Origin of the sequence: Vibrio sp. 2017_1457_13, from assembly GCF_030851525.1 — a bacterium.
GTDB lineage: Bacteria > Pseudomonadota > Gammaproteobacteria > Enterobacterales > Vibrionaceae > Vibrio > Vibrio metschnikovii.
Window position 1 is genome coordinate 360,051 of sequence record NZ_VHTA01000003.1, and the last position, 23,161, is coordinate 383,211.

The 23,161-nt window shown below is 42.9% G+C and carries 13 protein-coding genes; 10 read left to right on the top strand and 3 right to left on the bottom strand.

Annotated features, from left to right (window positions below):
• The first annotated feature begins 9 nt into the window (after nt 1–9).
• Nucleotides 10–1,002 (top strand): ABC transporter ATP-binding protein, encoded by a 993-nt coding sequence (locus tag FKN88_RS06055; protein WP_004395163.1) that lies wholly within the window; start codon nt 10–12, stop codon nt 1,000–1,002.
• An 83-nt stretch (nt 1,003–1,085) separates the two neighbouring features.
• Nucleotides 1,086–4,529, top strand: coding sequence for a hypothetical protein (locus FKN88_RS06060; protein ID WP_187985744.1), 3,444 nt, complete (start codon nt 1,086–1,088; stop codon nt 4,527–4,529).
• 114 nt (nt 4,530–4,643) lie between these two features.
• On the opposite strand, the gene FKN88_RS06065 is transcribed toward FKN88_RS06060, so the two are convergent.
• Nucleotides 4,644–5,642 (bottom strand): LacI family DNA-binding transcriptional regulator, encoded by a 999-nt coding sequence (locus tag FKN88_RS06065; RefSeq protein WP_004395164.1) that lies wholly within the window; start codon nt 5,640–5,642, stop codon nt 4,644–4,646.
• A 476-nt stretch (nt 5,643–6,118) separates the two neighbouring features.
• On the opposite strand from FKN88_RS06065, the gene FKN88_RS06070 reads away from it, so the two are divergent.
• The 5 genes from FKN88_RS06070 (at nt 6,119) to FKN88_RS06090 (ending at nt 15,450) form a co-directional block, all read left to right on the top strand.
• Nucleotides 6,119–7,717, top strand: a complete 1,599-nt coding sequence (locus tag FKN88_RS06070; RefSeq protein WP_306687276.1) for a glycoside hydrolase family 16 protein — start codon at nt 6,119–6,121, stop codon at nt 7,715–7,717.
• Nucleotides 7,718–8,065: 348 nt separating this feature from the next.
• The gene (locus tag FKN88_RS06075; RefSeq protein WP_154168019.1) at nt 8,066–9,349 is read left to right on the top strand and encodes a carbohydrate porin; all 1,284 of its coding nucleotides are present in this window, start codon (nt 8,066–8,068) and stop codon (nt 9,347–9,349) included.
• Nucleotides 9,350–9,521: 172 nt separating this feature from the next.
• On the top strand, nt 9,522–12,338 hold the full coding sequence (locus FKN88_RS06080) for a glycoside hydrolase family 3 C-terminal domain-containing protein (protein WP_187985746.1): 2,817 nt from the start codon (nt 9,522–9,524) through the stop codon (nt 12,336–12,338).
• Nucleotides 12,339–12,643: 305 nt separating this feature from the next.
• Nucleotides 12,644–13,888, top strand: a complete 1,245-nt coding sequence (locus FKN88_RS06085; protein WP_306687274.1) for a 2-hydroxycarboxylate transporter family protein — start codon at nt 12,644–12,646, stop codon at nt 13,886–13,888.
• 236 nt (nt 13,889–14,124) lie between these two features.
• Nucleotides 14,125–15,450, top strand: coding sequence for an anaerobic C4-dicarboxylate transporter (locus FKN88_RS06090; protein ID WP_004395169.1), 1,326 nt, complete (start codon nt 14,125–14,127; stop codon nt 15,448–15,450).
• A gap of 91 nt (nt 15,451–15,541) precedes the next feature.
• Here the strand turns inward: FKN88_RS06090 and FKN88_RS06095 are convergent, their stop codons facing one another.
• Both FKN88_RS06095 and FKN88_RS06100 read right to left on the bottom strand, forming a co-directional pair.
• Complete coding sequence (locus FKN88_RS06095; RefSeq protein ID WP_170905890.1) at nt 15,542–16,222, bottom strand: response regulator; 681 nt, start codon at nt 16,220–16,222, stop codon at nt 15,542–15,544.
• On the bottom strand, nt 16,215–17,822 hold the full coding sequence (locus FKN88_RS06100; protein ID WP_154168024.1) for a sensor histidine kinase: 1,608 nt from the start codon (nt 17,820–17,822) through the stop codon (nt 16,215–16,217). The genes FKN88_RS06095 and FKN88_RS06100 overlap by 8 nt, the downstream gene beginning before the upstream one ends.
• 329 nt (nt 17,823–18,151) lie before the next feature.
• Between FKN88_RS06100 and cas1f the strand changes: the two genes are divergently transcribed.
• Genes cas1f through FKN88_RS06115 form a run of 3 tightly spaced genes read left to right on the top strand, consistent with a single transcriptional unit; the run spans nt 18,152 to nt 23,072 of the window.
• Nucleotides 18,152–19,141 carry a type I-F CRISPR-associated endonuclease Cas1f gene (gene cas1f / locus FKN88_RS06105; RefSeq protein ID WP_154168026.1) on the top strand — a complete coding sequence of 330 codons (990 nt, stop codon included), beginning with the start codon at nt 18,152–18,154 and terminating at the stop codon, nt 19,139–19,141.
• On the top strand, nt 19,138–22,512 hold the full coding sequence (gene cas3f / locus FKN88_RS06110) for a type I-F CRISPR-associated helicase Cas3f (RefSeq protein WP_306687273.1): 3,375 nt from the start codon (nt 19,138–19,140) through the stop codon (nt 22,510–22,512). The genes cas1f and cas3f overlap by 4 nt, the downstream gene beginning before the upstream one ends.
• Nucleotides 22,512–23,072, top strand: coding sequence for a hypothetical protein (locus FKN88_RS06115; RefSeq protein WP_306687272.1), 561 nt, complete (start codon nt 22,512–22,514; stop codon nt 23,070–23,072). Before cas3f ends, FKN88_RS06115 begins: the two co-directional genes overlap by 1 nt.
• Nucleotides 23,073–23,161 lie beyond the last annotated feature (89 nt).

Below are 23,161 nucleotides of genomic sequence, written 5' to 3' on the forward strand. Positions count from 1 at the left end.
GGGGGAAGTATGCAGCAAAATAATACGCCAGAGGTGATTCTGTCGATTAGAAATCTAGTCAAAGACTTCCCTCTTGGACAGTCCTTAAAAACTAACCTTATGCGTGCCGTCAATGATGTTTCATTTGAACTGCGTAAGGGAGAAGCATTAGCGATTGTGGGTGAGTCGGGCTCAGGAAAAAGTACTGGAGCCAGAATATTAACGCGTATCTATGACAAAACTGAGGGTGAAATTACTTTTAAAGGCCAACCGTTAGCGGATTATATTAAGCAACACGGCGAACTAGAATACGCCCGTCAAGTTCAGATGATTTTTCAAGATCCTTTTGGTTCTCTGAACCCTGTGCACACGATTTATCATCATATAGCTCGACCTCTGCAAATCCATAGGCGTGCAGATAACCAGGTAATACCACGCTTAGTATATGAATTACTTGAGTTGGTTGGTTTATCACCTGCAGTAGAAACTGCTGAGAAATATCCGTATGAGCTGAGTGGTGGGCAGCGTCAACGTGTCGCTATTGCACGAGCGATAGCGGTAGATCCTGAAGTGATTTTAGCAGATGAGCCTATCTCTATGCTCGATGTTTCCGTACGTCTTGGCATTCTTAATTTAATGGCTGATTTAAAAAATAAACACGGTATTTCGTTTATGTATATTACTCACGATATCGCGACAGCACGTTATTTTGCAGAAAAGACAGCGGTCATGTATGTCGGTCATATGGTCGAATGGGGAGAGAGCGATAGTGTAACTCAAAATCCGCAACATCCTTATTCTCAGTTATTACTTTCAGCGGTTCCTGAGGTTGGGCGTGCGGGACGGCGTGAATTAAAAGCTAAAAAAGGGGAAATTCCACTTTGGAAGCCAAGTAGTGTGGGCTGTCCCTTTGCTCCTCGTTGCTTGAAAGCTACATCTGTATGTGACCAATCGCTACCTCCCGCGATTCAAGTGACTGAAAACCATTTTGCGCGCTGTCATCATCTTGAATCAACCAGCTGATAAACCGCGCAGTTAATTATTTGATATTTTTTGAAAGCGCTTTCTTTTTGCTTTCTTAGACAGAATAAATGTTGGAATAAACTATGAATATTGGAAAAAATCAAACTCAATCGGTTTCTGGTCGTTTCATCGATCTATTGGGTGAACGTTATTACAAAATTTCTCACGTCGATAATATGGATCCATTTTTTATCAGTATCGTATCTGCCAGCGATCATTGGCTCTTTATCTCTTCGACAGGGAGTTTATCTGCAGGGCGTATTCGTCCAGAGAATGCGTTATTTCCTTATAAATCGGTCGATCACATTCATGAAAGTGCCGAAAATACCGGCTCTAAAACGATTGTTCGTCTCAAGCATGATGAGAGTATCATGCTTTGGGAACCGTTTAATCGTTTTCATGATGGGCTTTATCAGCTTGAGCGGAATCTATATAAAAATAGTATGGGGGACAAAATTGTTTTTGAAGAGATAAACCATACGCTACAGATCAAATTTCAGTATTCTTGGGCTACGAGTGAAGCATTTGGGTTTGTTCGCCGTGCGCAGATTAGCGATCTTTCAGGTCAAGATCGTCAATTGGATATCCTAGATGGTTTACAGAATGTATTACCCTCAGGTGCACCGCTATCGGCTTTACAAACGCGCAGCGCTCTCGTTGATGCTTATAAATGGAACGAGCAAGTAGAAGGGACCTCACTTGCGCTTTATACCATGTATGCCAAACTCAGTGATCGCGCTGAGCCTGCGGAGTCGTTATTGGCTACAACGATCTTTAGTATTGATAGTGATGATAATAGTATCTTACTTAGCAGCGAACAATTAACGGCATTTCGTCGTGGAGAGAGTATTGTTAGTGAATCTCTAACTCGCGGTGTGCGTGGTAGCTATTTACTAAATAAGCGATTCACATTGGCTGCTGGAACAGAGAAGCACTGGTTGATTATTGCTGATATCGACAAAAATCATTGCGCAGTGCGAGAACTTGAGCAGAAACTTAAAACCGATGATATAGAAACACAGATTGAAATTAGCATTGCTAAAAATCAACAAGAGCTGATCGCCTTAATGTCGGGTGTAGATGCATGGCAAGTTACCGCCGAAGAGACAACCTTTGTTCATCATTATGCTAACGTACTTTTTAATGGTATGCGTGGTGGTGTGGTTGAAAATAACTACTGGTTAGATAAACAAGATATTCTAAAAACCATGATGAAAACCAACTCAACATTGGTAACTCGTCATGATTTATTTTTTGCGGAGTTGCCTGACTCCCTCACTCACGCTCAGTTAATTACTTTGGCAAAACAAACGGATGATCCACAATTAGTTCGTTTGAGTTATGAATATTTGCCATTAACATTTGGTCGTCGTCATGGTGATCCCAGCCGCCCATGGAATCATTATGAAATAAAATTGAAAGATGAGAAGGGAGAGCGTTTACTATCCTATCAAGGCAACTGGCGTGATATTTTTCAAAACTGGGAAGCGCTCGCACTGAGTTATCCGGGCTTTATTACTTCATTCATGGCTAAATTTGTTAATGCTTCTACGATGGATGGCTATAATCCTTATCGTATTACGAAAGAGGGGATTGATTGGGAGCAGGTAGAAGTTGATGATCCTTGGAGTAATATAGGTTATTGGGGGGATCATCAGATTATTTATTTATTGAAGTTCCTTGAACTCGCGAAACAATATCAAGCAGAAGAACTCAATGAGTTACTTTGCAGTGATATCTTTAGTTACGCTAACGTGCCGTATGAACTCTGTAGTGTTGAGAAGTTATTTGCTAATCCTAAAAATACTGTCGTATTCAATCATGATTTACAAAAAATCATTGAAGATAGAGTTGCTCGACTAGGAAGTGATGGACGCTTAATTCTTGATGGTGAAGAGAATGTCTATCAAGTGAATCTGTGTGAAAAAATCGTGGTTCCGCTATTAGCTAAACTAAGCAATTTAGTGCTCGATGGCGGCATTTGGCTCAACACGCAGCGGCCAGAATGGAACGATGCTAACAATGCAATTGTCGGTAATGGTTTATCAATGGTCACCTTGTATTATATGCGCCGTTACGTCACTTTTCTGCATGATTTATTGGCCGATATACCAAACTCTGTATCGATTTCTCAAGAGGTCTTTGATTGGATGCAATCTACTACTCGCATCTTGCAAGACGCCGTAAAAGAGATTCGGCAAGGGACGGTGAATCGTCAAACTCGTAAAGCGATTCTTACCCAGCTTGAGAAAGCTGCTGATGATTATCGTCAGCGTATTTATCGTATGAATGGACTTTCAGGAAAAATGAAAGTTGAAAAAAATGTATTTGATAAGTTACTGGACGCAAGTTTGCAGGTTCTCGACTCGAGCATTCATCATAACTTGCGTGATGATGGATTATATAATGCGTATAACATTCTCAATTATTCTGGCGAAAGTCTCAATATTGAACCGCTTTACCCAATGTTAGAAGGACAAGTTGCGGTACTTAGTGCTGGTATTTTATCGCCTAAGCAAGCGGTCATGTTATTAGGTAAGTTATTTAATAGTGAAATGTATCGTGATGATCAACAAAGTTTTATGTTGTACCCAGATCGAGAATTACCGGCTTTTGTTCAACGCAACCGTATTGATGTTACTGATGTTACCGCTAAACTTGCCATCACTCAAATGCTAGCGAGAGATGATCAACGGATTATACAGCAAGACGTTCATGGTGATTATCACTTCCATGCTTCGTTTGAAAATGTGGGTGTCCTACGTAGCGCTATACAAAACATTAAAGGTGATTATCCAGAGTTAGCGACAGAGTCATGGGACGAATTAGAGACGCTTTATGAACACGTATTTAATCATAAAGCCTTTACTGGACGTTCAGGCACAATGTTTGGCTATGAAGGATTGGGGTGTATTTATTGGCACATGGTTTCTAAACTGCTATTAGCGGTCCTGGAAAACTATCAAACCGCGTTTTCATTAGATCCAGACAGCCTAGAAACTAAGCAATTAGCAGAATATTATTATCGAGTTCGTCAGGGTATTGGTTTTAATAAAACGCCTCAAAATTACGGTGCATTTCCAACTGACCCTTATTCTCATACTCCGAAGCATGCTGGCGCTCAACAACCGGGTATGACAGGACAAGTCAAAGAAGAAATTTTGACTCGATTTGCAGAGTTAGGGATTATTGTTAAAAATGGCTCTATTTATATTCAGCCGAATTTGTTGAAAAAGCAGGAGTTTTTAACCCAAACTGCCTCGTTTACTTGTCTTGATGTATCTGGTGAGAAACACAGTTATGTATTGGATGTTGGACAGCTAGGTTTTACTTACTGTCAAGTACCGTTTATTTATCAGTTATCGGTTGAAGCAGAAGGACAAATTGAAGTGATATTTGATGATGGTCGCCAACAGTTATTTTCACAATTACAGTTAAATACGGTGATTAGCCAACAGATCTTTGCGCGTACGGCAAAAGTGACTAAAGTCGTTGTTACTTTACCTGAGTCTATGCTCTATCGTTAAGTAAAACGTTTTTATAACGACTTTAATAGAGATAAATTCGATTGAGAAAAACATTTAGGTCTCATGAATATGAGGCCTAAATGTTTATAAAGTTGCTAGCTGATTTCAAATAAGTTAACCAATAACTTTCACCGAATCACGTACAATTAATTCAGGTGTTAATTTATGTTTTAAGGGATATTGTTGTTTGTTTACTAAGGCAAGTACGCCTTTCGCGGCCTCATGGCCCATTTCCATTACTGGGAAGTTTACCGTGGTTAATCTTGGCCGTATGTGTTGGCTGTGAGTATCATTATCAAAACCCACGATGGAAAGATCATCACCAATCACTAAGCCGCGCTCGGCTGCCACATCATAGACGGCGAGTGCAATATTATCATTTTGACAAAAAATTGCTGAAATCTCGGTATTCCTATCTAGTAAACGTCGCGCTGCCTCATGATTGCCTTGGTGATCAAAACGTCCTTCAACCATCAGATTGGCGTCATAAGGAATAGCAAACTCAGCCAGTGCATTACGATATCCTTGTAAGCGGTCACGGCTATCGACTTTACTCAGTTGTCCAGTAATGCATGCGACTTTACGATGACCTCGCTCCAGCAAATGTTTAGTCGCTAGGTATCCGCCCAACTCATTATCAATAAAAATACACTGTTCGGAAATTTCCGGGATATAGCGGTTGAGTATGATCGTAGCGTGTTGTTTTTCAACGACAGCAATTAATTCATCGTCAGATAGCGTATCCGAATGAATAATCAGTCCATCGACTTGCTTAGAACGTAGAAAATCAATCGAATCTTGTTCTTTACTATGGGATTCTTGACCACTAGTAACGATCAAATGAATATTACTTTGTCTGACAACATTTTCCGCGTGATGCATTAATGGGCCATAAAAAGGACCATCAAGAGAGCCGACCAGCATGCCGATACTATTTGAACGGCTGGATGCTAGAGCTTGAGCAAAAGCATTGGGTTTGTATCCCAGTTTTTCTATGGCTGCAAACACTTTCTTACGGTTGGCTTCTTTTACCGTAGGATGGTTGTTCAATGCTCTTGATACTGTTGATTGAGAGACTTTTGCCAACTCGGATACTTCTTTTATGGTGATCAATGGAACTCTCCTTAATTTTCTCTTTGAGTTCAGGCAGAGATTTTAATCTTGCCAGAGATTTTCACCTAGTGATATGACGAGTATCGTAATCGATATCCGAGATCGTTAAGACTAAGCGGCTTTTTATATGCCATGAAGTAAAAGTGTCTTATCTAGGATTATAATGTGATCTCAACATAAAGAAAGCGCTTGCTTAATGAGGATTGTCACGTTTTTACCTAAGGTTAAGCGATAGAGTAAATGGAAAATTTCATTAGAGATAAGATTAGTTTTTATGTTTCCTCTTACAACAAAAAAGAAAGCGCTTTCTTTTTTGAGTTTCACGGCCGTTCATTTCTCCGCGACTTTCAGGTGTAGGTAAGCGGACAATAAGTGAATTCCTATAAGTATATAAACAATGTGAATAGGACGAGTGTAACTAATAGATCGTCAAGTAGGAAGGGAATAGGGATTTAGCATCAATGTAGGAAATAAAAATGATAATAAATAATGATAATGGCATCAGCCAACTCGCACTAACCATAACGCTTGGTGGTTTACTCTTTGGCTGTATCCAAACAGACAAAGGCGAAGTTGGTACGGATTTTACTCAACATCAAAAACCATTGATATTGAAGAATATTCCGCTAGAACCTAGTCCAAAATGGCAACTAGTCTGGGCCGATGAGTTTGACGGGAGCGAAATCAACAAACGCAACTGGAGCTTAGAAGAGAACTGTTGGGGCGGTGGTAATAACGAGCAGCAATGTTATACCAAGCGTGCACGTAATGCTTATGTGCAAGATGGCTATTTGCACATTGTGGCGCACAAAGAGAGCTTTACTGGCTCAGATGATGCTGAGGGTAAACCAGGGATGAATAAAACGTTGCCGTTTACCTCGGCACGTCTGCGCTCTAAAGACAAGCGTGATCATAAATATGGCCGCTTTGAAATTCGCGCTAAATTACCATCTGGGCAGGGAACGTGGCCAGCGATTTGGATGCTGCCGACCGACAATAAATATGGCACTTGGGCGGCCTCTGGTGAAATAGACATCATGGAAGCGGTCAACCTGAAAGCGCAATCCGATGCGCCGGGAGCGCAAGCGGGTGATCAAGAAAATCGCATTTACGGCAGTCTCCATTATGGTAAAACGTGGCCAGACAATGTCTACAGTGGTCAAGGTGCTTTGCTGCCAAACAGCATCAATCCAGCTGATGACTTCCACACCTACGCGATTGAATGGGAAGAAGGTGAAATCCGCTGGTACGTCGATAACATTCACTACGCGACACAAACGCAAGATGAGTGGTACAGCCAATACAAAGTCGATGGTGCTCTGGTCAACGCCAAAGGCGCAGCACCGTTTGATGAGCGCTTTCATCTGCTGCTTAACCTTGCCGTGGGCGGCTCTTGGGCAGCCAATGCGAATGAAAAAGGTGTGGACAAGTCGGACTTTCCCAAAACCATGCTGGTCGATTACGTGAAAGTGTACCGCTGCTCGGCAGATCGCTGGAAAGGCAAAGGCTGTGCGACTGTCGGTGATCAGGCGGTGAAGGTCAAAGGGCATCAAGCTCCTGCGATTTTGGCGCAAGATGACCACTACGCCGATGGGCCAAATTTAGATATTTTCTCCGACAGCCTTAACAGTAATTTGGCCTACGGCAGTTACGACCCAATGGACATCGTTTCTCATCAAGAAGTGGCCGATGGCGAGCATGGCCAAGTGCTGAAGATCACCAAGCAAAACGGGGCGGGCAACCTCTATTTCCGCTCACCGACCACCGATGTGAGCCACTGGTTAGAGAGTGGCGAGCTGATTTTTGATATCAAGGTCGAGTCGATGACCGATGGCAGTGAGTTGATGGTGAAAATCGACAGTGGCTGGCCAAAAACCAGTGATATGACGGTGGAACTGCCACCGATTGGCCAGTGGGGTGAAGTGCGTATTAAGCTGGCAGATTTGCTGGCGCAGTCCAATCGCTTTGCGGCTGGCAATAAAGCAGATCCAACCATGATCAATAACTTATTGGTGTTTGAACCTACGGCTGCGATGATAGTCAGTTTAGATAACATTCGTTTCGAAAAACGCTGATCAAGACGCACTCTATCAAGCTCGTGGTGAAAATCACGGGTTTTTTTCGTTTTTAAGGGAAAAAACGGTTTGAAAGCGTTTTTGCCATTCATTGATCAGTGAAATATCAAATTGTGATTAATATCCGAGAAAGCGCTTTCTTTAATGAGAGTGATCACGGTTTTATCTTAGAAGATCCTTTTATACTTACCTCGTACTGAACAAAGCGGTTGAAGCTTTTAATTTATTAGCTTCATTGCATAGTTGAACGTGAATACTTGGTTTGCGTTCGTCATCGATGTTCAGTTTTTTTATAAATAAAAAAGAAACCGCTTTCTTTAAGGGCTAATAATGGAACATGGAGTTAATATGAAACTTTCTAAGCTTACCCTCGCTTGTCTCGTTGCGACTACGGGTTTATCCGCAGCGCCAGTTGTTCACGCTGAAAAATCTGATGGTTTTGAGTTCCACGGTTACTTCCGTGCAGGTGCTCTCTATAGTAAAAACGACGATTTCAAGCGTTCAAAATTTCCAGCATCGAAAGAGCGTCTAGGCCGCTTGGGTATCGAATCGGACAACCACTTTGAGCTTGCGCTACAGAAAAACTTTGAAAACGATGACGGGCAAAAAATTCGTATCAAAACACGCGTGGGTGCAGACAACGCACAGTCAGCCGGCAATAACCAGCTTGGCACCAACGCAGATGCGGCCAACAGCAGCATCGGTATGGTGGAAACTTTTGTTGAGTTTGATGGCGTCACCGAAACGGGCACGCTTTGGGGCGGCACGCGTTTCTACGGTAAAGATAACTATATTTTTATGACCGACTTCTTTTATACCGACATGTCTGGTACAGGTGTAGGTATTGAAGGCGTGGAATTGGGCGATTATAAATGGGACTTTGCTTATATTGCGAGTGATGATGCTGAAGGAAACTTCTGGGCAATTGATGCCAATAATCCAATGCATGCTGTTCATATAGGCGTTGATTTCGGAAATATTGAATTGCATGCCATGGGTAAATATTTACCAGATAACGTTGTCGATGGTACCAAATATTCGAGCAACGGTGTCGAGATGACTGCAATTGTCCATACCGAAAACGTATTTGGTCTATCTGATAAAGGCTTTACTAAGTATATAGCCCAAGTTGGTAAAGGTCTTGGTTCGGGTCAACTATTAGGTGGTACGTTGACAACATTCAATGCTTGGAAGCCCGGTAATGGGGGATTAGAAGGTCCTGCCAATATGAAAAAGGTGGAGAGCGGTGATGTTTCTGCAAGGGCTCTGGTATGGGGGGGATACTTTTTTGAAAACGGTATAAGCCTCTTTCACTCTATCCAAGGGCAATACAATGATTTAGATAAAGGAGGGAAAGATAGTTGGGCTTCGGCGATGATCCGCCCTTCTTTCCCTATATCCAATAATTTCTTCATCGCTACGGAAGCGGGTTTCCAATATAACAAATGGGAAGATGCTAATGGCCTTGGTGATGATGCGACCAATTATAAATTCACGATAGCACCAACGATTATTGTACCGACTGGTTTTGGCCCAGCTCCAGAGATTCGCTTCCTTGCGACTTATCTAGATGGATCTCAGCGTGATAAATCTGATCTTTTAGTAGGTATTCAAGCGGATATGTGGTGGTAATCGATTTTTGAATTGTTAACTAACAACTCAGCTCAGCAGATATAGATGCAGGAAAGTCTACTGCTGAGTTTTGTTATGTCGTAATAGTAAATAAGCATAATGATTTGATAGAGGGGGTTATAGAACAATGGGCAAGAGAGCATGACTGAAAGACAGTATTTAAAGGAGTGTTATGAATAAAAAAGCGATTAAGCAAGCGCAAGCAGCTTTGACTAAAGTCAGTCGGCAAGCCGCGGTTGAAGGTATTGTATTGCTTAAGAATGACGATAATGCTTTACCCATTATGGCTCAAGAGACGGTATCTCTGTTTGGTCGTTGTCAAATCGATACGTATCGTAGTGGCACAGGATCAGGTGGTGCGGTGAACGTTCCCTATGCAATTAATGCGTTGCAAGGCTTACAAGCTTGCCCTCATATACGTCTTAATCAGTCATTAATCACCACGTATCAAGATTGGCTAACAGAACATCCGTTTGATGATGGTGGTGGTGGTTGGGCTACCGAACCTTGGTTTCAGGAAGAGATGCCACTTAGCGAACAGTTGGTTTCTCAGGCAGCGGCCGAATCTGATAAAGCGATTATTTTTATTGGTCGTACCGCAGGAGAAGACAAAGATTATGCTGATGCAGCCGGGAGTTATCGTTTAACGGTTCTCGAAATGGAGATGCTCGATAAAGTATGTCGTCATTTTTCTTGTGTAATTATTGTGATGAATGTGACTAATATTATTGACATGTCATGGTTAAACACTTTATCGGATAGGCAATCGATAAAAGCGGTACTTTACAGTTGGGCTGCAGGAATGGAAGGTGGTCATGCACTAGCAGATGTGCTTTCTGGTGCGACTTCTCCGAGTGGTCGTCTTACCGATACAATTGCTTATCGTTTGTCTGACTACCCGACGACAGAGCATTTTGGTCACAAAGATTTTAACTTATACGCAGAAGATATTTACCTTGGCTATCGATACTTTGAAACCTTTGCTCCTGAAACTGTACAATTTGAATTTGGTGCAGGTTTGTCATATAGCCAATTTGAACGTCGTTTGGTGCGATGGTTATGGGATGAAAATCTGTCTGATGAATCATCAAGAGTGAATGATTTGCCAACACAAATTCATTTTGACGTTGAAGTTCGAAACGTTGGCTCAAAATTTACTAGTAAAGAAGTTATTCAACTTTATGTAGAAGCGCCACAAGGGAAATTAGGTAAACCGGTTAAAGTGTTATGTGGATTTACGAAAACCAATGCTATCTCGCCTAACGATCATGAAGTTGTTCGTATTTCTGTTCCGGTCGCTTCTTTAGCCTCTTATGATGATAGTGGTATCACTGGATACCGCAATAGCTATGTTTTGGAGGCTGGCGAGTATCGCTTTTATCTTGGTGGTAGTGTACGCCAAGCTGAATTCGTTGACGCTGTTTTAATAATTGAAAATACAGAATTAATTGAAGCGCTCAGTGAGGCTTGTGCTCCTATTCGCACATTTGAACGCCTTACTCCTTCTAAACGTTTAGCGAATGGTATTTATCTACCAAGTTATCAATCTGTACCCAAGCGCTCAGTTGACTTAGCACAAAGGATACAGCAGAACTTACCCACGGACTGGGTGATAACTGGAGATAGAGGATTGACTCTAGCTGATGTTAAGCAAGATAAAGCTAGCCTTAATGATTTTATCGCTCAGTTATCCCCTGAGCAACTAGCGATATTGGTCCGCGGTGAGGGTATGTGTAGCGCCAAAGTTACCCCAGGAACAGCTGCTGCATTTGGCGGTGTTTGTTCATCACTATTCGATTACGGTATTCCTGTTGCCGCCGCTGCGGATGGGCCGTCTGGTATTCGCATGGATAGTGGTCATCAAGCAACTCAAGTCCCTATTGGTACCTTGCTTGCTTGTACTTGGAATCGGGAGCTCAATCAGCAGCTCTATGCTTTACTTGGGCAAGAAATGCAAGCCTATCAGATCGATACATTACTTGGGCCTGGGATTAATCTCCATCGTCATCCCTTAAATGGTCGTAATTTTGAATATTTTTCAGAAGATCCATTACTGACAGGTTTAATTGCAGCATCGCAGACATTAGGCTTACAACAAGCCGGAGTATCAGCAACAATCAAACATTTTGCCGCAAATGATCAAGAAACAGCACGTGTTGATGTGGATAGTGTTATGTCTGAGAGAGCGCTACGTGAGATTCACATCAAACCGTTTGAAATTGCGGTTAAACAAGGGGGCGTACGCAGCATAATGACAGCGTATAATCCGTTAAATGGCCACTGGACGGCATCAAATTATGACCTCAATACCACGATTTTACGTGGTGAATGGGGTTATCAAGGTATTGTCATGACTGATTGGTGGGCTAAAATGAATCATCCTATTGAAGGTGGGGTAGCAACTAAAAATCACACGGCTTTTATGCTGCGAGCCCAAAACGATCTTTATATGGTGGTCGGTAACGATGTTGCAGAGCAAAACCCTATGCAAGATGATACTCAACAAGCGTTGGAGGCTGGCTATCTTACGCTGGGAGAGTTACAACGTACTGCGGCAAATATTTGTCGATTTATTATTGATACACCGGTGATGTCTCGTCCTTTACAAGCCTACCATCCAATTAAATTCTTTCCATCATATTCAACGTTAGAGTTAGTGAATAATTCAGCACATCATATTGAACGGCCGATTAAATTGAATACTCAATGTTCGACAGAGTTTATTTTGCAGGTAAATCAACCCGGTGTGTATCAATGTATTGCGACGATGGCTTTTGCGCGTAATGCACAAGCACAATCCTCTTGTAGTATTAGTCTTAATGATGTTTTTGCTCTGTCACTGCCTATTCACGGTACTAATGGTGATACGGTGATGATTGAAGGTTTAGAAGTACAGTTAGAGACTGGTTATTATCAGGTTGGAATTAACTTTGTGAAAAAAGGCGCTGAGTTAAAAATCCTGTCTTTTATGCGTAAAGATAACGTTTAAATCTGCCATTAAACGGTTTTATCTGTAATTAGTGAAACCGTTTTTTACTTTTCTATGTTATTCAAAGTGATAAACTAATGAATTAAGAGTATGAAGTACATTATCACTTTAAGAAAGGATTCCCAATTGTTGTTCTTGTTCCTAACGTCATGAACAAAAGTTACAAAAGCTAAAGATAGTTACATTAATAGGAGGCTCAATATTCGATGTGTTAAGGGTTGTTAGAATGGCGGCATAATTTTAACAATCTAATAAAAAGGTAGAATATGTTAGCCAATAATGTGAACTCCCAAAAAGATAAGCGGATGATCAATATCATCTTTGCCTTATCGGCTGCTGTGATACTCTTTTCAACTCTGTCCAATAACTTACCAACGGGAATCATCGGCGCGATTGGCGTCATGGTCGTGGTTGGTTACATCCTTAATCTGCTCGGTGATAAAACGCCGATTATCAATCAATTCTTTGGTGGTGGGGCGATTGTCGTTATCTTTGGCTCTTCCTACCTTTTTCATAGTGGCATTATGCCGCATGAAACTACGGAAACCGTGACTGCCTTTGTTAAAGGTGGCGGATTTTTATCCTTCTTTATTGCCAGCTTAGTGACCGGTTCCATCCTAGGTATGGACACTCAAGTCTTGAAAAAAGCAGCGCTGAAATACATCCCAGTTATTTTGGGCGGTGTGGCATGCGCTTTTTTATTTGCAGGCCTTGTCGGCAGCCTATTGGGTGAAGGATTCTTTTCATCGGTCATGTTGATTGCTTTGCCTATCATGGGCGGTGGCATGGGTGCTGGTGCGGTCCCTTTGGTTGAAATCATGTCGGGTAATACTGGTATGTCAGCCGAAATGCTCTTATCGAAAATGGTCCCTGCATTAGCGATAGGTAACGCGATGGCGATTGTTATCGCTGGGCTACTGGATAAGTTGGGCAAAGTTTACCCTTCATTAACGGGTAATGGACAACTGATCCGAGGGAACGCTGAACAGCCAGCCGCGTCGGAAAATGAATCACCGATATCAATCAATGTATTGGGTATAGGCGCACTGCTGGCAATCACCATGTATTTCGTTGGTACGATGTTGAGTGATGTGATCAGCATGCACCCTTACGCTTTAATGATTCTATTTGTCGCATTGGTCAAAGTTATGGGGCTGATTCCGCGTGAGTTAGAGAAAGCCGCTCACGGTTGGTACAAGTTTGTGGTTGATAACTTAACACCAGCGTTATTGGTAGGAATTGGCGTGGCATATACGGATCTTAATCAAATTCTCGCCTCATTGACGATGGTCTATTTCTTAATGGTTCTGGCAACCGTGCTCGGTGCGGTAGTTGGGGCCGCGTTGATGGGACGATTAATCGGTTTTAATCCTATTGAAGCAGCAATCACCGCCGGCTTATGCATGGCAAACATGGGTGGAACGGGAGATGTGGCGGTACTTGCAGCCAGCAAACGAATGGAGCTTATGCCTTTCGCGCAAATCTCATCACGCATTGGTGGGGCTTTGATGCTAATCATGGCGACCTTTATCATTGAACTCTTAAAATAACGCCTTAGATTAACGCTTAACGGGTTAAGTTGTGTTAGTGATAGTTAGCACTATAATTATCAAGGGCATGATTGAGCTTCGATTTTACTTCAAGAAGGCACGATAGGCGTGATCGTATTTGGAGCGCGGTATTGGCTTTAGATTGACCGGCATTGATGACAGTCTCTGGGTACGTTCGCTCATCAGCTTAGTGGTTCCGACAAGCGTTTAATTGATTTCTCTATTAAGGAAAATACATGTTCTATTTACATATGCTGCTTCTTTTTGCGGTCATTTTTACGGGTATTCGCTATGGCGGCATCGCGTTTGGTTTACTCGGCGGCTTAGGGGTTTCGGTTCTCGCGTTTGTCTTTGGTGTTGCTCCCGGAACGCCGCCAATTGGTGTTATGTTGATCATTTTAGCGGTGGTATCGGCTTCAGCGACATTAGAAGCCACGGGCGGATTAAAACTATTGGTAAAATACGCAGAAAAAATGCTGCGTAAACATCCCAATCATATCGTTTATCTCGGACCACTTTGTACCTATTCATTAACCGTATTAGTCGGCACTGGTCACTCGGTTTATCCGCTGTTACCAGTGATTTATGATGTTGCATATAAGAAAGGGATTCGACCTGAACGGCCGATGGCGATTGCGTCAGTGGCATCACAAATGGGCATTACAGCCAGCCCCATCGCTGCCGCTGCTGCGGTGTTTATGGCTACCGCTGCTGACAATAATTTGGATATCGGTTTACACAATGTGCTGATGGTGACCATTCCTGCCACTTTGATTGGCTTATTGGTGGCGTGTACGTGGAGTTTAAACCGAGGAAAAGATCTCGATAAAGATCCTGAGTTTCAAGCGCGTTGCCAAGATGAAGAATTTCGTAACGGCTTGATTGATCCTGAAGCGGAGGTCGTTGAAGGTTCTAGCGAAGACAAAAAAGCCAAAACGGGTTTATTGGTCTTTATGCTGGGGATTGCCTCGGTGATTTTTGTCGCCATGTTCGGCAAAGAGTTAGGCTTACTGCCTAACGGCGTCAATATGTCGGTAGCGATTCAGTTCTTAATGCTGTCCGTTGGGGCCATCATCTTATTAACCACCAATATTCAACCATCGAAAATCGTCAACAGTCATGTTTTCATTGCTGGTATGACCGCGGTAATCATCATCTTTGGTATCGCTTGGCTCAGTGACACCATCATCAGCTATCACAAAACCTTTTTGATCGATATGGTGCGTGATGTGGTGAATCATCACCCATGGACTTTTGCTATTGCGATGTTTGCGGTATCTATCTTCTTAAAAAGCCAAGCAGCGGTATTAACTATTATGTTACCGTTGGGTTTTTCTTTGGGTATCCCACCAGAAGTGATCATCGGTGTATTACCGGCTTGTTACGCGTATTTCTTCTTTCCGTTTTACCCAAGCGATCTTGCGGCGATAAGTTTTGACCGCTCAGGCACGACTCGGATCGGTAAATACGTGTTAAACCATAGCTTCTTGATCCCTGGATTTATCGGTGTTTCAACCGCAACCGTCGTGGGGTATTTTCTCTCGATGGCGCTTAATGGCTAGCGCTTCCATTCGTTAATGATGGGCTCATTCTTATGCCGAACACTCAATGGTGATCTGGCTGAGGATGAGCCGACTTAACCGAGCAACAAGATCAGTTAACCAGATGATACAAACGGCGTGGCCTGCCGCCCGTTTTATAATTAAGCGCTAAACGAACCATTCCTTCGGATTCTAAAAATTCTAAATAACGGCGAGCCGTAATTCGGCTCACGTTCATCTGCTCGCCAATATCATCCGCTGAAAATTCAGCCAAGTGTGGTTGTTGTAATAATGCCTTCAAGGACGCTAACGTAGTGGCATCAATCCCTTTGGGAGTTTGGCGTAACGGTTTAGTGACCGATTTACCGAGAATATCATCGATATCGCCTTGATCAACGGTTGCCGTACGCGCTAATTTTGCGGTGTAATGTTTGTAATCATCTAACGCTTGATGAATACGCGACATGCGCAGCGGTTTCACCAAATAGTCGGTCACGCCTAACTGAATGGCTTTTTGTACCGTTGCCGTTTCACGTTCGGCGGTCGTCATAATAAAATCACAAGCTGCTTGCTGATCACGTAATTGACGAATCACCTCAATGCCATTGCCATCTGGTAGGCTGATATCAACAAAAATCAGTTGCGGTTTAAAGGTGGTATATTGCAGTAAAGCATCGGCGCAACTTTCACTGGCGGCGACAACGATAAAATCAGCATGCTGATTAATCGCTGACTCAAGCATATAACTCGCTCGGGGATCATCTTCAAGTAACATGACGGTTGTTTTATTCATAATTAATGACTTTGTTTTTATCTAAATAAATACTGAATAGGGTAGTATTTTCGTCGGTTCTTTCCCAGTCAATACTGCCGTTAAAATTATCGACCCATTGTTTGACTAAATACAAGCCTACACCGCTTTGCTCGTGATCGAGTTTCGTGCTGACTCCAAACTCTAAAATATGCTCGGTAATTTGCTCACTGACTCCCGCTCCGCTATCCTGCACCTCAAAAATAATATGATGACTTCGATCACTAAGATAAATATGCACCAATGGACAACAGCTTGCCCGGTTTTGCCATGCAGCCAGTAAAGCGTTATCAATCAGATTGCCTAAAATAGTCACAAACTTTTCAGAAAGATTTTTAGGATAACTCGATAAGTGAGTATCTTCGTCAATAATAAATTTAACGCCAATCTCTGAGGCTTTATTAAATTTAGCCAGTAATAAACCAGCAATGACACTATCATTGACTGAAAAAACAATATTATGAATGATGGATTGATAGCGATCGGTTTCTTGTTGAATAAATTCAATGGCCTCATGGTGTTTTTGACTTTGTAACAGGCCAGATAAAACATTTAATTTATTGGAATACTCATGGGTTTTACTGCGTAATAGCTGGGCATAATTTTTAAGATAAACCACTTCACGTTCAAGTTCGTTTTGCTCCAGATTGGGAAAAAAGACAATCACTTGGCCTTTAACACCTTTGGGGCTAGCAATCGGGTAAATATCCACTTTGTAGTTTAATTGACCAATAGAAAATTCACCTTGATGCAGCTGGCTCGGTTTGGCTAAAACCAAGTGACTTAATGGTGTTGAATAACGGGAGAGTGGTTGGTTTAAATAATCATAACGATTGCATACCCCCATAGAGAGTTTTTGCATCGCACTATTATTGATGGTGGTAATGTTCATATTATTATCTACGGCAATAATCGCATCGCGAATACTGTCTAATACCATTTCATGCTCACGGAATTTATGAATAATAAATTCTGGTTCATAGTCAAGAAACGTTCGTTTCATTTTAAAAACAAACGCACTGCTGATCCCGATACCCAGTAAATAGACGACAGCAATTAAACCACCAAGATGACCATATTGCGCCAATAAAATATCCGATGTTTTCTCAGATAAATAACCGATACTAACCGCACCAATCACCTCGTCTTGCCAGTAAATGGGTGAGAAATTACGAATCGCTTTACCTAACGTTCCTGAATGAACACTGCTGTATTCAGCACCTTGGATTAACGCGGGATAAATATCTTCGCCAATAAATCGTTGACCGACACGCGTCGGATCAGGATGACTTAAACGCATCGCCTTTTTATCCACGACCACAATATAAGACGCATCGGTTTGGGCGCGGATATGTTCCATATAATCAGCAATTGATGAGCGGGTAGGCGATGTATTCTGCGCGTTCACTGCCTCAATCACCGCAGGATCATTCGCGATGACGCGAGCTAACTCTAAACCGCGAGCTTTAAGCCCTTCAGTGTAGGAATTTTGTAGCAGAAAAAAAATAGCGCAGGTCACAACAATCACAATCGAAGAGGTTGTCGCAATCGTCGTTAATGCTAAATAACTTTTGAGTTTCATGCTCCCGCCTAATGACGATGGACTGTACGCTTAGCCCTGATAATTAAGATAAAAATAAGATCATCAGTATATCTCGAAACGACAGCAGAATGTGCAATTATCCCTGAACGCAGTTCGCGAAAATGTGAGTTAAAGCGGCAATAAAAGCATGATAGACACGGCATTATGCAACAGAGCCTAAAGCCTCTTAGGTGGGCTTATGTTAGGGTGAGACGATGGTATTAGACGCCAAACCAAGATAGTAAACCTCTTGTTCTGGCGTTAAATGATGTGGCGTTGCAGGTGACCGTTGAGTGTCGAGATCAGCGAGAAAGCATAAGGAATAAAACATGGACGATTTATCCCCCTCCGATTTAAAAACCATACTGCACTCAAAGCGCGCCAATATGTATTACTTGGAATATTGCCGTGTGATGCAAAAAGATGGCCGTGTACTCTATTTGACCGAAGCCGACAAAGAAAACCTCTACTTCAATATCCCGATTGCCAATACCACTGTACTCATGCTCGGTAACGGCACCTCCATTACTCAAGCCGCGATGCGCATGCTCTCACAGGCAGGCGTATTGGTCGGGTTTTGTGGTGGCGGTGGCACGCCATTGCATATGGCGTGTGAAGTAGAATGGTTTACGCCGCAAAGCGAATACCGGCCCACCGAATATCTACAAGGCTGGCTCTCATTCTGGTTTGATGATCAAAAACGCTTGGCGGCCGCCAAACAATTTCAAAACGCGCGGATTGATTACTTACAGCGCGTTTGGCGCTCCGACCGAGAATTAACCCTAGAGAAATTTAATGTTCAAGATGAAGTTATACAGCAATCACTAGAAACTTTCCACCAACGCACTGACGCCGCCAGCAAACAATCCGACTTATTGCTCACCGAAGCACAACTGACCAAAGCTTTATACAAGTACGCCGCTAATAATACTGGCAAAGACGGTTTTACTCGCCAGCATCAGCCGGACAAAAAATCCACCGATAAAGCCAACGACTTTTTAAACCACGGTAACTACTTAGCTTATGGCCTTGCCGCAAGTTGTTTATGGGTACTGGGCATTCCGCATGGTTTTGCCATCATGCATGGCAAAACTCGCCGTGGCGCTTTGGTGTTTGATGTCGCCGACTTAATCAAAGATGCCATTGTCTTGCCATGGGCCTTTGTTTGCGCCAAAGAAAACGCTACCGAGCAAGAGTTTCGCCAGCAAATTCTGCAATCTTTCATTGAACACAAAGCGCTCGACTTCATGTTCGACACAGTGAAACAGGTCGCACTGCAAGGTAAAGAGGAAGAAGAGAGTGAGGGTCGCGTTTTATGATGGTCACCTTTGTCTCTCAGTGTGAGAAAAACGCCCTCAAGAAAACCCGCCGTGTGCTGGATGCCTTCGCCAACCGGATAGGTGATAACACCTGGCAAACTTTGATCACCGAAGAAGGGCTATTAACCGTCAAAAAAATGCTAGGCCAAACCGCCACCCGCAGCACCGCCGTCAGTTGCCATTGGATCCGCTCACGCTCCCGCAGCCAGTTGTTGTGGGTGGTGGGCAATAAAAAGAAATTTAATGTGGAAGGTGTGGTGCCTGTTAATAGTACAGAGAAGGATTTACTTAACAGCGACTATGAAAGTGACTGGAAATATTTACCGCTGATTAAAGCGCTTGCTGGCATGGCCGCTTTGCTCCACGATTGGGGGAAAGCTTCTTTACTGTTTCAAGAAAAATTAAATCCTGAGATAAAAAACAAATATAGAGGCGATCCTCTACGCCATGAGTGGATATCTTGTCTTTTATTCCATCAATTTGTCGCTAATCCAATACACCAACCTCAAGATGAGGCTTGGTTGGCTACTCTTATCAATCAAGGCATTGATGAATCTTGTTTTAAAACCAATAGATTACCAAGAGAAAAAGCACTTGCTGAATTACCGACAGCAGCAGCGTTAATTGCTTGGTTGATCGTTTCTCATCACCGCCTGCCTCTACCTAAAGAGAAAGAGCTGTGTGATAGACAACGAGAAGTGGATAACGCGTCGTTGGCGGATTTACTCGCCAGAATTACGCCCGCTTGGGGCTATGAAAACCGTTTTGATGAATACAACATGCTGCTGCCGAAATGTTTTGAGTTTCCCTTGGGGCTGCTCTCTAATTCTTCGATTTGGCTTGCTGATCTCAAACGCCGTGCGAAGGATCTATTGCATCACCTGCCTTTACTCGATCAGGCAATGAATGATGGTAGTTGGCGGGGGATTCTACACCATGCTCGGTTGTGCCTAATGTTAGGTGACCACTATTACTCTTCACAACCTAATGATCATCAATGGCAAACGTCGACAGAGCTGTACGCTAACACCGATCCCGCGACTAAAGCGCGTAAACAAAAGCTGGATGAGCACTTAGTGAATGTTGCTAAAGTCGCGGTGAACACAGTGAAGTTACTGCCGTTTTTTGAAACCGAGCCACTAAAAGCCACCAAACTCAGCGAGCTTGCCCCTAAAGCTAACACACCTAAAGCATTCCGTTGGCAAGACAAAGCGGTACGCAAAATCAATGAGTGGCGTGAACATACGGAAGACAAAAGCCAAGGCTATTTTCTGGTCAACATGGCCAGTACAGGTTGTGGCAAAACTATCGCCAACGCCAAAGTTATGCAGGCGTTATCTGACGATGGTGAAAGCCTGCGATTTATTTTGGCACTTGGCTTGCGCACGCTCACTTTGCAAACTGGTGATGAATATAAAGAACGGCTGAAACTGCAAGAGAGTGACTTAGCGGTGCTGATTGGCTCTAAAGCCATTTCGGAGTTACATAAGTCGGGCAAGAAAGTTGAAAAGGACGATATTGAACCTGAACAAGCTGAGGCTGGTTCTGAGTCTTTGGAGAGTCTTCAAGATGAAAACGATATTCTAGATTGGCAAGGTGTGCTGCCTGAAGAAGAGCTCACGACCGTTTTAACCAAAGAAAAAAATCGAAAACTTCTGTATGCCCCAGTACTGGTATGCACCATCGATCACATCATGGCCGCGACCGAAACTAAGCGTGGTGGGCGTTATATTCTGCCCTGTTTACGTTTAATGTCATCCGACTTGGTGATTGATGAAATTGACGACTTTACGGGCGATGATCTGATTGCGATTGGCCGATTAGTGCATTTGGCAGGCATGCTGGGGCGCAAAGTGATGATTTCCTCTGCCACCATACCACCGGATTTAGCATTGGGTTTATATAATGCCTATCGTCAAGGGTGGGCAGTGTTTGCTGCTAGCCGTGATCGAGTTAGCACAATTAATTGTGTTTATGTCGATGAATTTAGTACCGACACACAGATGGTGGGCTGTGATGATCCTGATTTGGCTGTCTATGAAGCATTCCAACAATGCTTTGTTGCTAAACGCGTTGATAAACTAAAACAGCAAATCTCAAGACGAAAAGCCGAAATCATTCCATGCATTAAACAGGGTGAGCAACCGCTTGAGGAAGAGTATTTCGAGATAGTCAAACAAGCGGTTTTGACCAAACACCAGCACCACAACACGATAGAGCCAGAAAGCCAAACAAGAGTATCGTTTGGCGTGGTTAGGGTTGCCAATATTCAACCTTGCGTCGAATTAACCCAATATCTACTCAGTTGTGATTGGCCTGCCGATACTGAAGTGCGCTGCATGGCTTATCACAGTCAGCAAGTGATGTTGCTACGCCATGCGCAAGAAAAGCATTTGGATGAGGTACTCAAGCGCAAAGAGAAACCGGAAGAATTACCCATTGCCTTTGCTCATCCCTTGATTCGTGAACACGTAACCGCTTGCCAAGCACAAAACCTGATTTTTATTCTGGTTGCCACCCCAGTTGAAGAAGTGGGACGTGACCATGACTTTGACTGGGCGGTAATTGAGCCATCATCTTTTCGTTCAATTATTCAAATGGCAGGCCGAGTACGTAGACATCGTGATGGTGAGATTCAGGAGCCCAATATTGGCTTGTTGCAATACAACGTTAAAGGCTTTAAGGGAGGCTCAGATCGAGTATTTAATCATCCTGGATATGAAACAGACAGCGCCACTCAACTCGCCACTCATGATTTATCTGTGTTGGTAGATAAAAAGTTACTATTGCAATCGGTCAATGCGATTGTCCGTATTCAAAAGCGAGCAGTGCTAGAACCGCGCAACAACTTGGCAGATTTAGAGCACTTTGCAACCGCAAAAACCCTTGGTACCGATCAAATTGGCAAACCACAACAAGCCAATATCAGCCGTCAGGATAGATACAACCGTAATTGTCGCAGTAGCTCGCCGCAGTCATGTTGGTATGAGCATCTCCACGGTCATATTCACGGCTACTGGTGGCTAACCGCACTGCCGCAACACTTCAAACGCTTTCGTAAAAGTGAACCCACAGTGCAAATCTACTTAGTCAAAAAAGCGCGCAGCATTGAGTTTTGTTTGCGTGAAGAACAGGGCGGCTTACATCCGATTGAACGCACCTTGAATATTGAACATCTACCGCTTGCGCCAGAACAAGAGCAGAAGCTTTGGCTGCAGCGTGATTACAGTGAGTTAGTCAGTTTTTACAGTCCAAACCCTGAACAGGAATTCGCCACCTCAGTGCGTTATGGCGAGATCAGTTTTGCCTGCCATGAAGGTATTCAACAATACAGCTACAACGACCAACTAGGGTTGGTTAAGGTCAAATAATGGAAAATGAAAAGTGTGAAGTAAAACAAAGTCTAGACAGATTGATAAAAAATAGGTCGGAATTAGCATTTAAAAAAACTGACAAGAACGGTAAAGCAACGCCAGACTATTTTAAGGTTTTGGATAGGGTGCTGAGACATAGCCCGAAGAGTTATTTGCCTAAGTCAATTTCTGAGTGTGATGCCTGTTTATTAATGATTAGCTCTATTAATGAAGGAGCGACAACATTTAAATATGAGAATACCTTTAAGTTCATGTGTGAAATTTGTCATCCAAAATTGGATGAGCTGTGGAGTTTATTTGACATTTCTAGTGAGGAAGCAACAGTTTTAATTGAACTTTCAAAAAGTTTTTGCGCTGAAAGACTAGAAGCATATTTCTTATTTAAAGATGGAATGGCTCATGATGAAATTGCTAATTTTGAAGCCGATGCTGTAGCAGGATTAATCGAAAAAGTTGCACAAGACAGCAAGCATGGCACTGTGGTTAGTCACCCTTCTAAAATGAGTCACCCTGCTTGTAGAGCCTGTAATTTAAATTGTGTATCTGCTTATAATTAAGCCAGTCATGGCTAAGGATAAGCAATATGGATAAGAAAGCTCTAGAAGCCTTCGCTCGCGAAGCTGCTAAATCAATCAAGACTCCTTCC

Coding starts and splice junctions, on each gene's coding strand:
- FKN88_RS06090 (WP_004395169.1), top strand. CDS start 14,125: ATGTTCTATTTACATATGCTGCTTCTTTTTGCGGTCATTTTTACGGGT.
- FKN88_RS06060 (WP_187985744.1), top strand. CDS start 1,086: ATGAATATTGGAAAAAATCAAACTCAATCGGTTTCTGGTCGTTTCATC.
- FKN88_RS06070 (WP_306687276.1), top strand. CDS start 6,119: ATGATAATAAATAATGATAATGGCATCAGCCAACTCGCACTAACCATA.
- FKN88_RS06100 (WP_154168024.1), bottom strand. CDS start 17,822: ATGAAACTCAAAAGTTATTTAGCATTAACGACGATTGCGACAACCTCT.
- cas1f (WP_154168026.1), top strand. CDS start 18,152: ATGGACGATTTATCCCCCTCCGATTTAAAAACCATACTGCACTCAAAG.
- FKN88_RS06085 (WP_306687274.1), top strand. CDS start 12,644: ATGATCAATATCATCTTTGCCTTATCGGCTGCTGTGATACTCTTTTCA.
- FKN88_RS06095 (WP_170905890.1), bottom strand. CDS start 16,222: ATGAATAAAACAACCGTCATGTTACTTGAAGATGATCCCCGAGCGAGT.
- FKN88_RS06115 (WP_306687272.1), top strand. CDS start 22,512: ATGGAAAATGAAAAGTGTGAAGTAAAACAAAGTCTAGACAGATTGATA.
- FKN88_RS06080 (WP_187985746.1), top strand. CDS start 9,522: ATGAATAAAAAAGCGATTAAGCAAGCGCAAGCAGCTTTGACTAAAGTC.
- cas3f (WP_306687273.1), top strand. CDS start 19,138: ATGATGGTCACCTTTGTCTCTCAGTGTGAGAAAAACGCCCTCAAGAAA.
- FKN88_RS06055 (WP_004395163.1), top strand. CDS start 10: ATGCAGCAAAATAATACGCCAGAGGTGATTCTGTCGATTAGAAATCTA.
- FKN88_RS06075 (WP_154168019.1), top strand. CDS start 8,066: ATGAAACTTTCTAAGCTTACCCTCGCTTGTCTCGTTGCGACTACGGGT.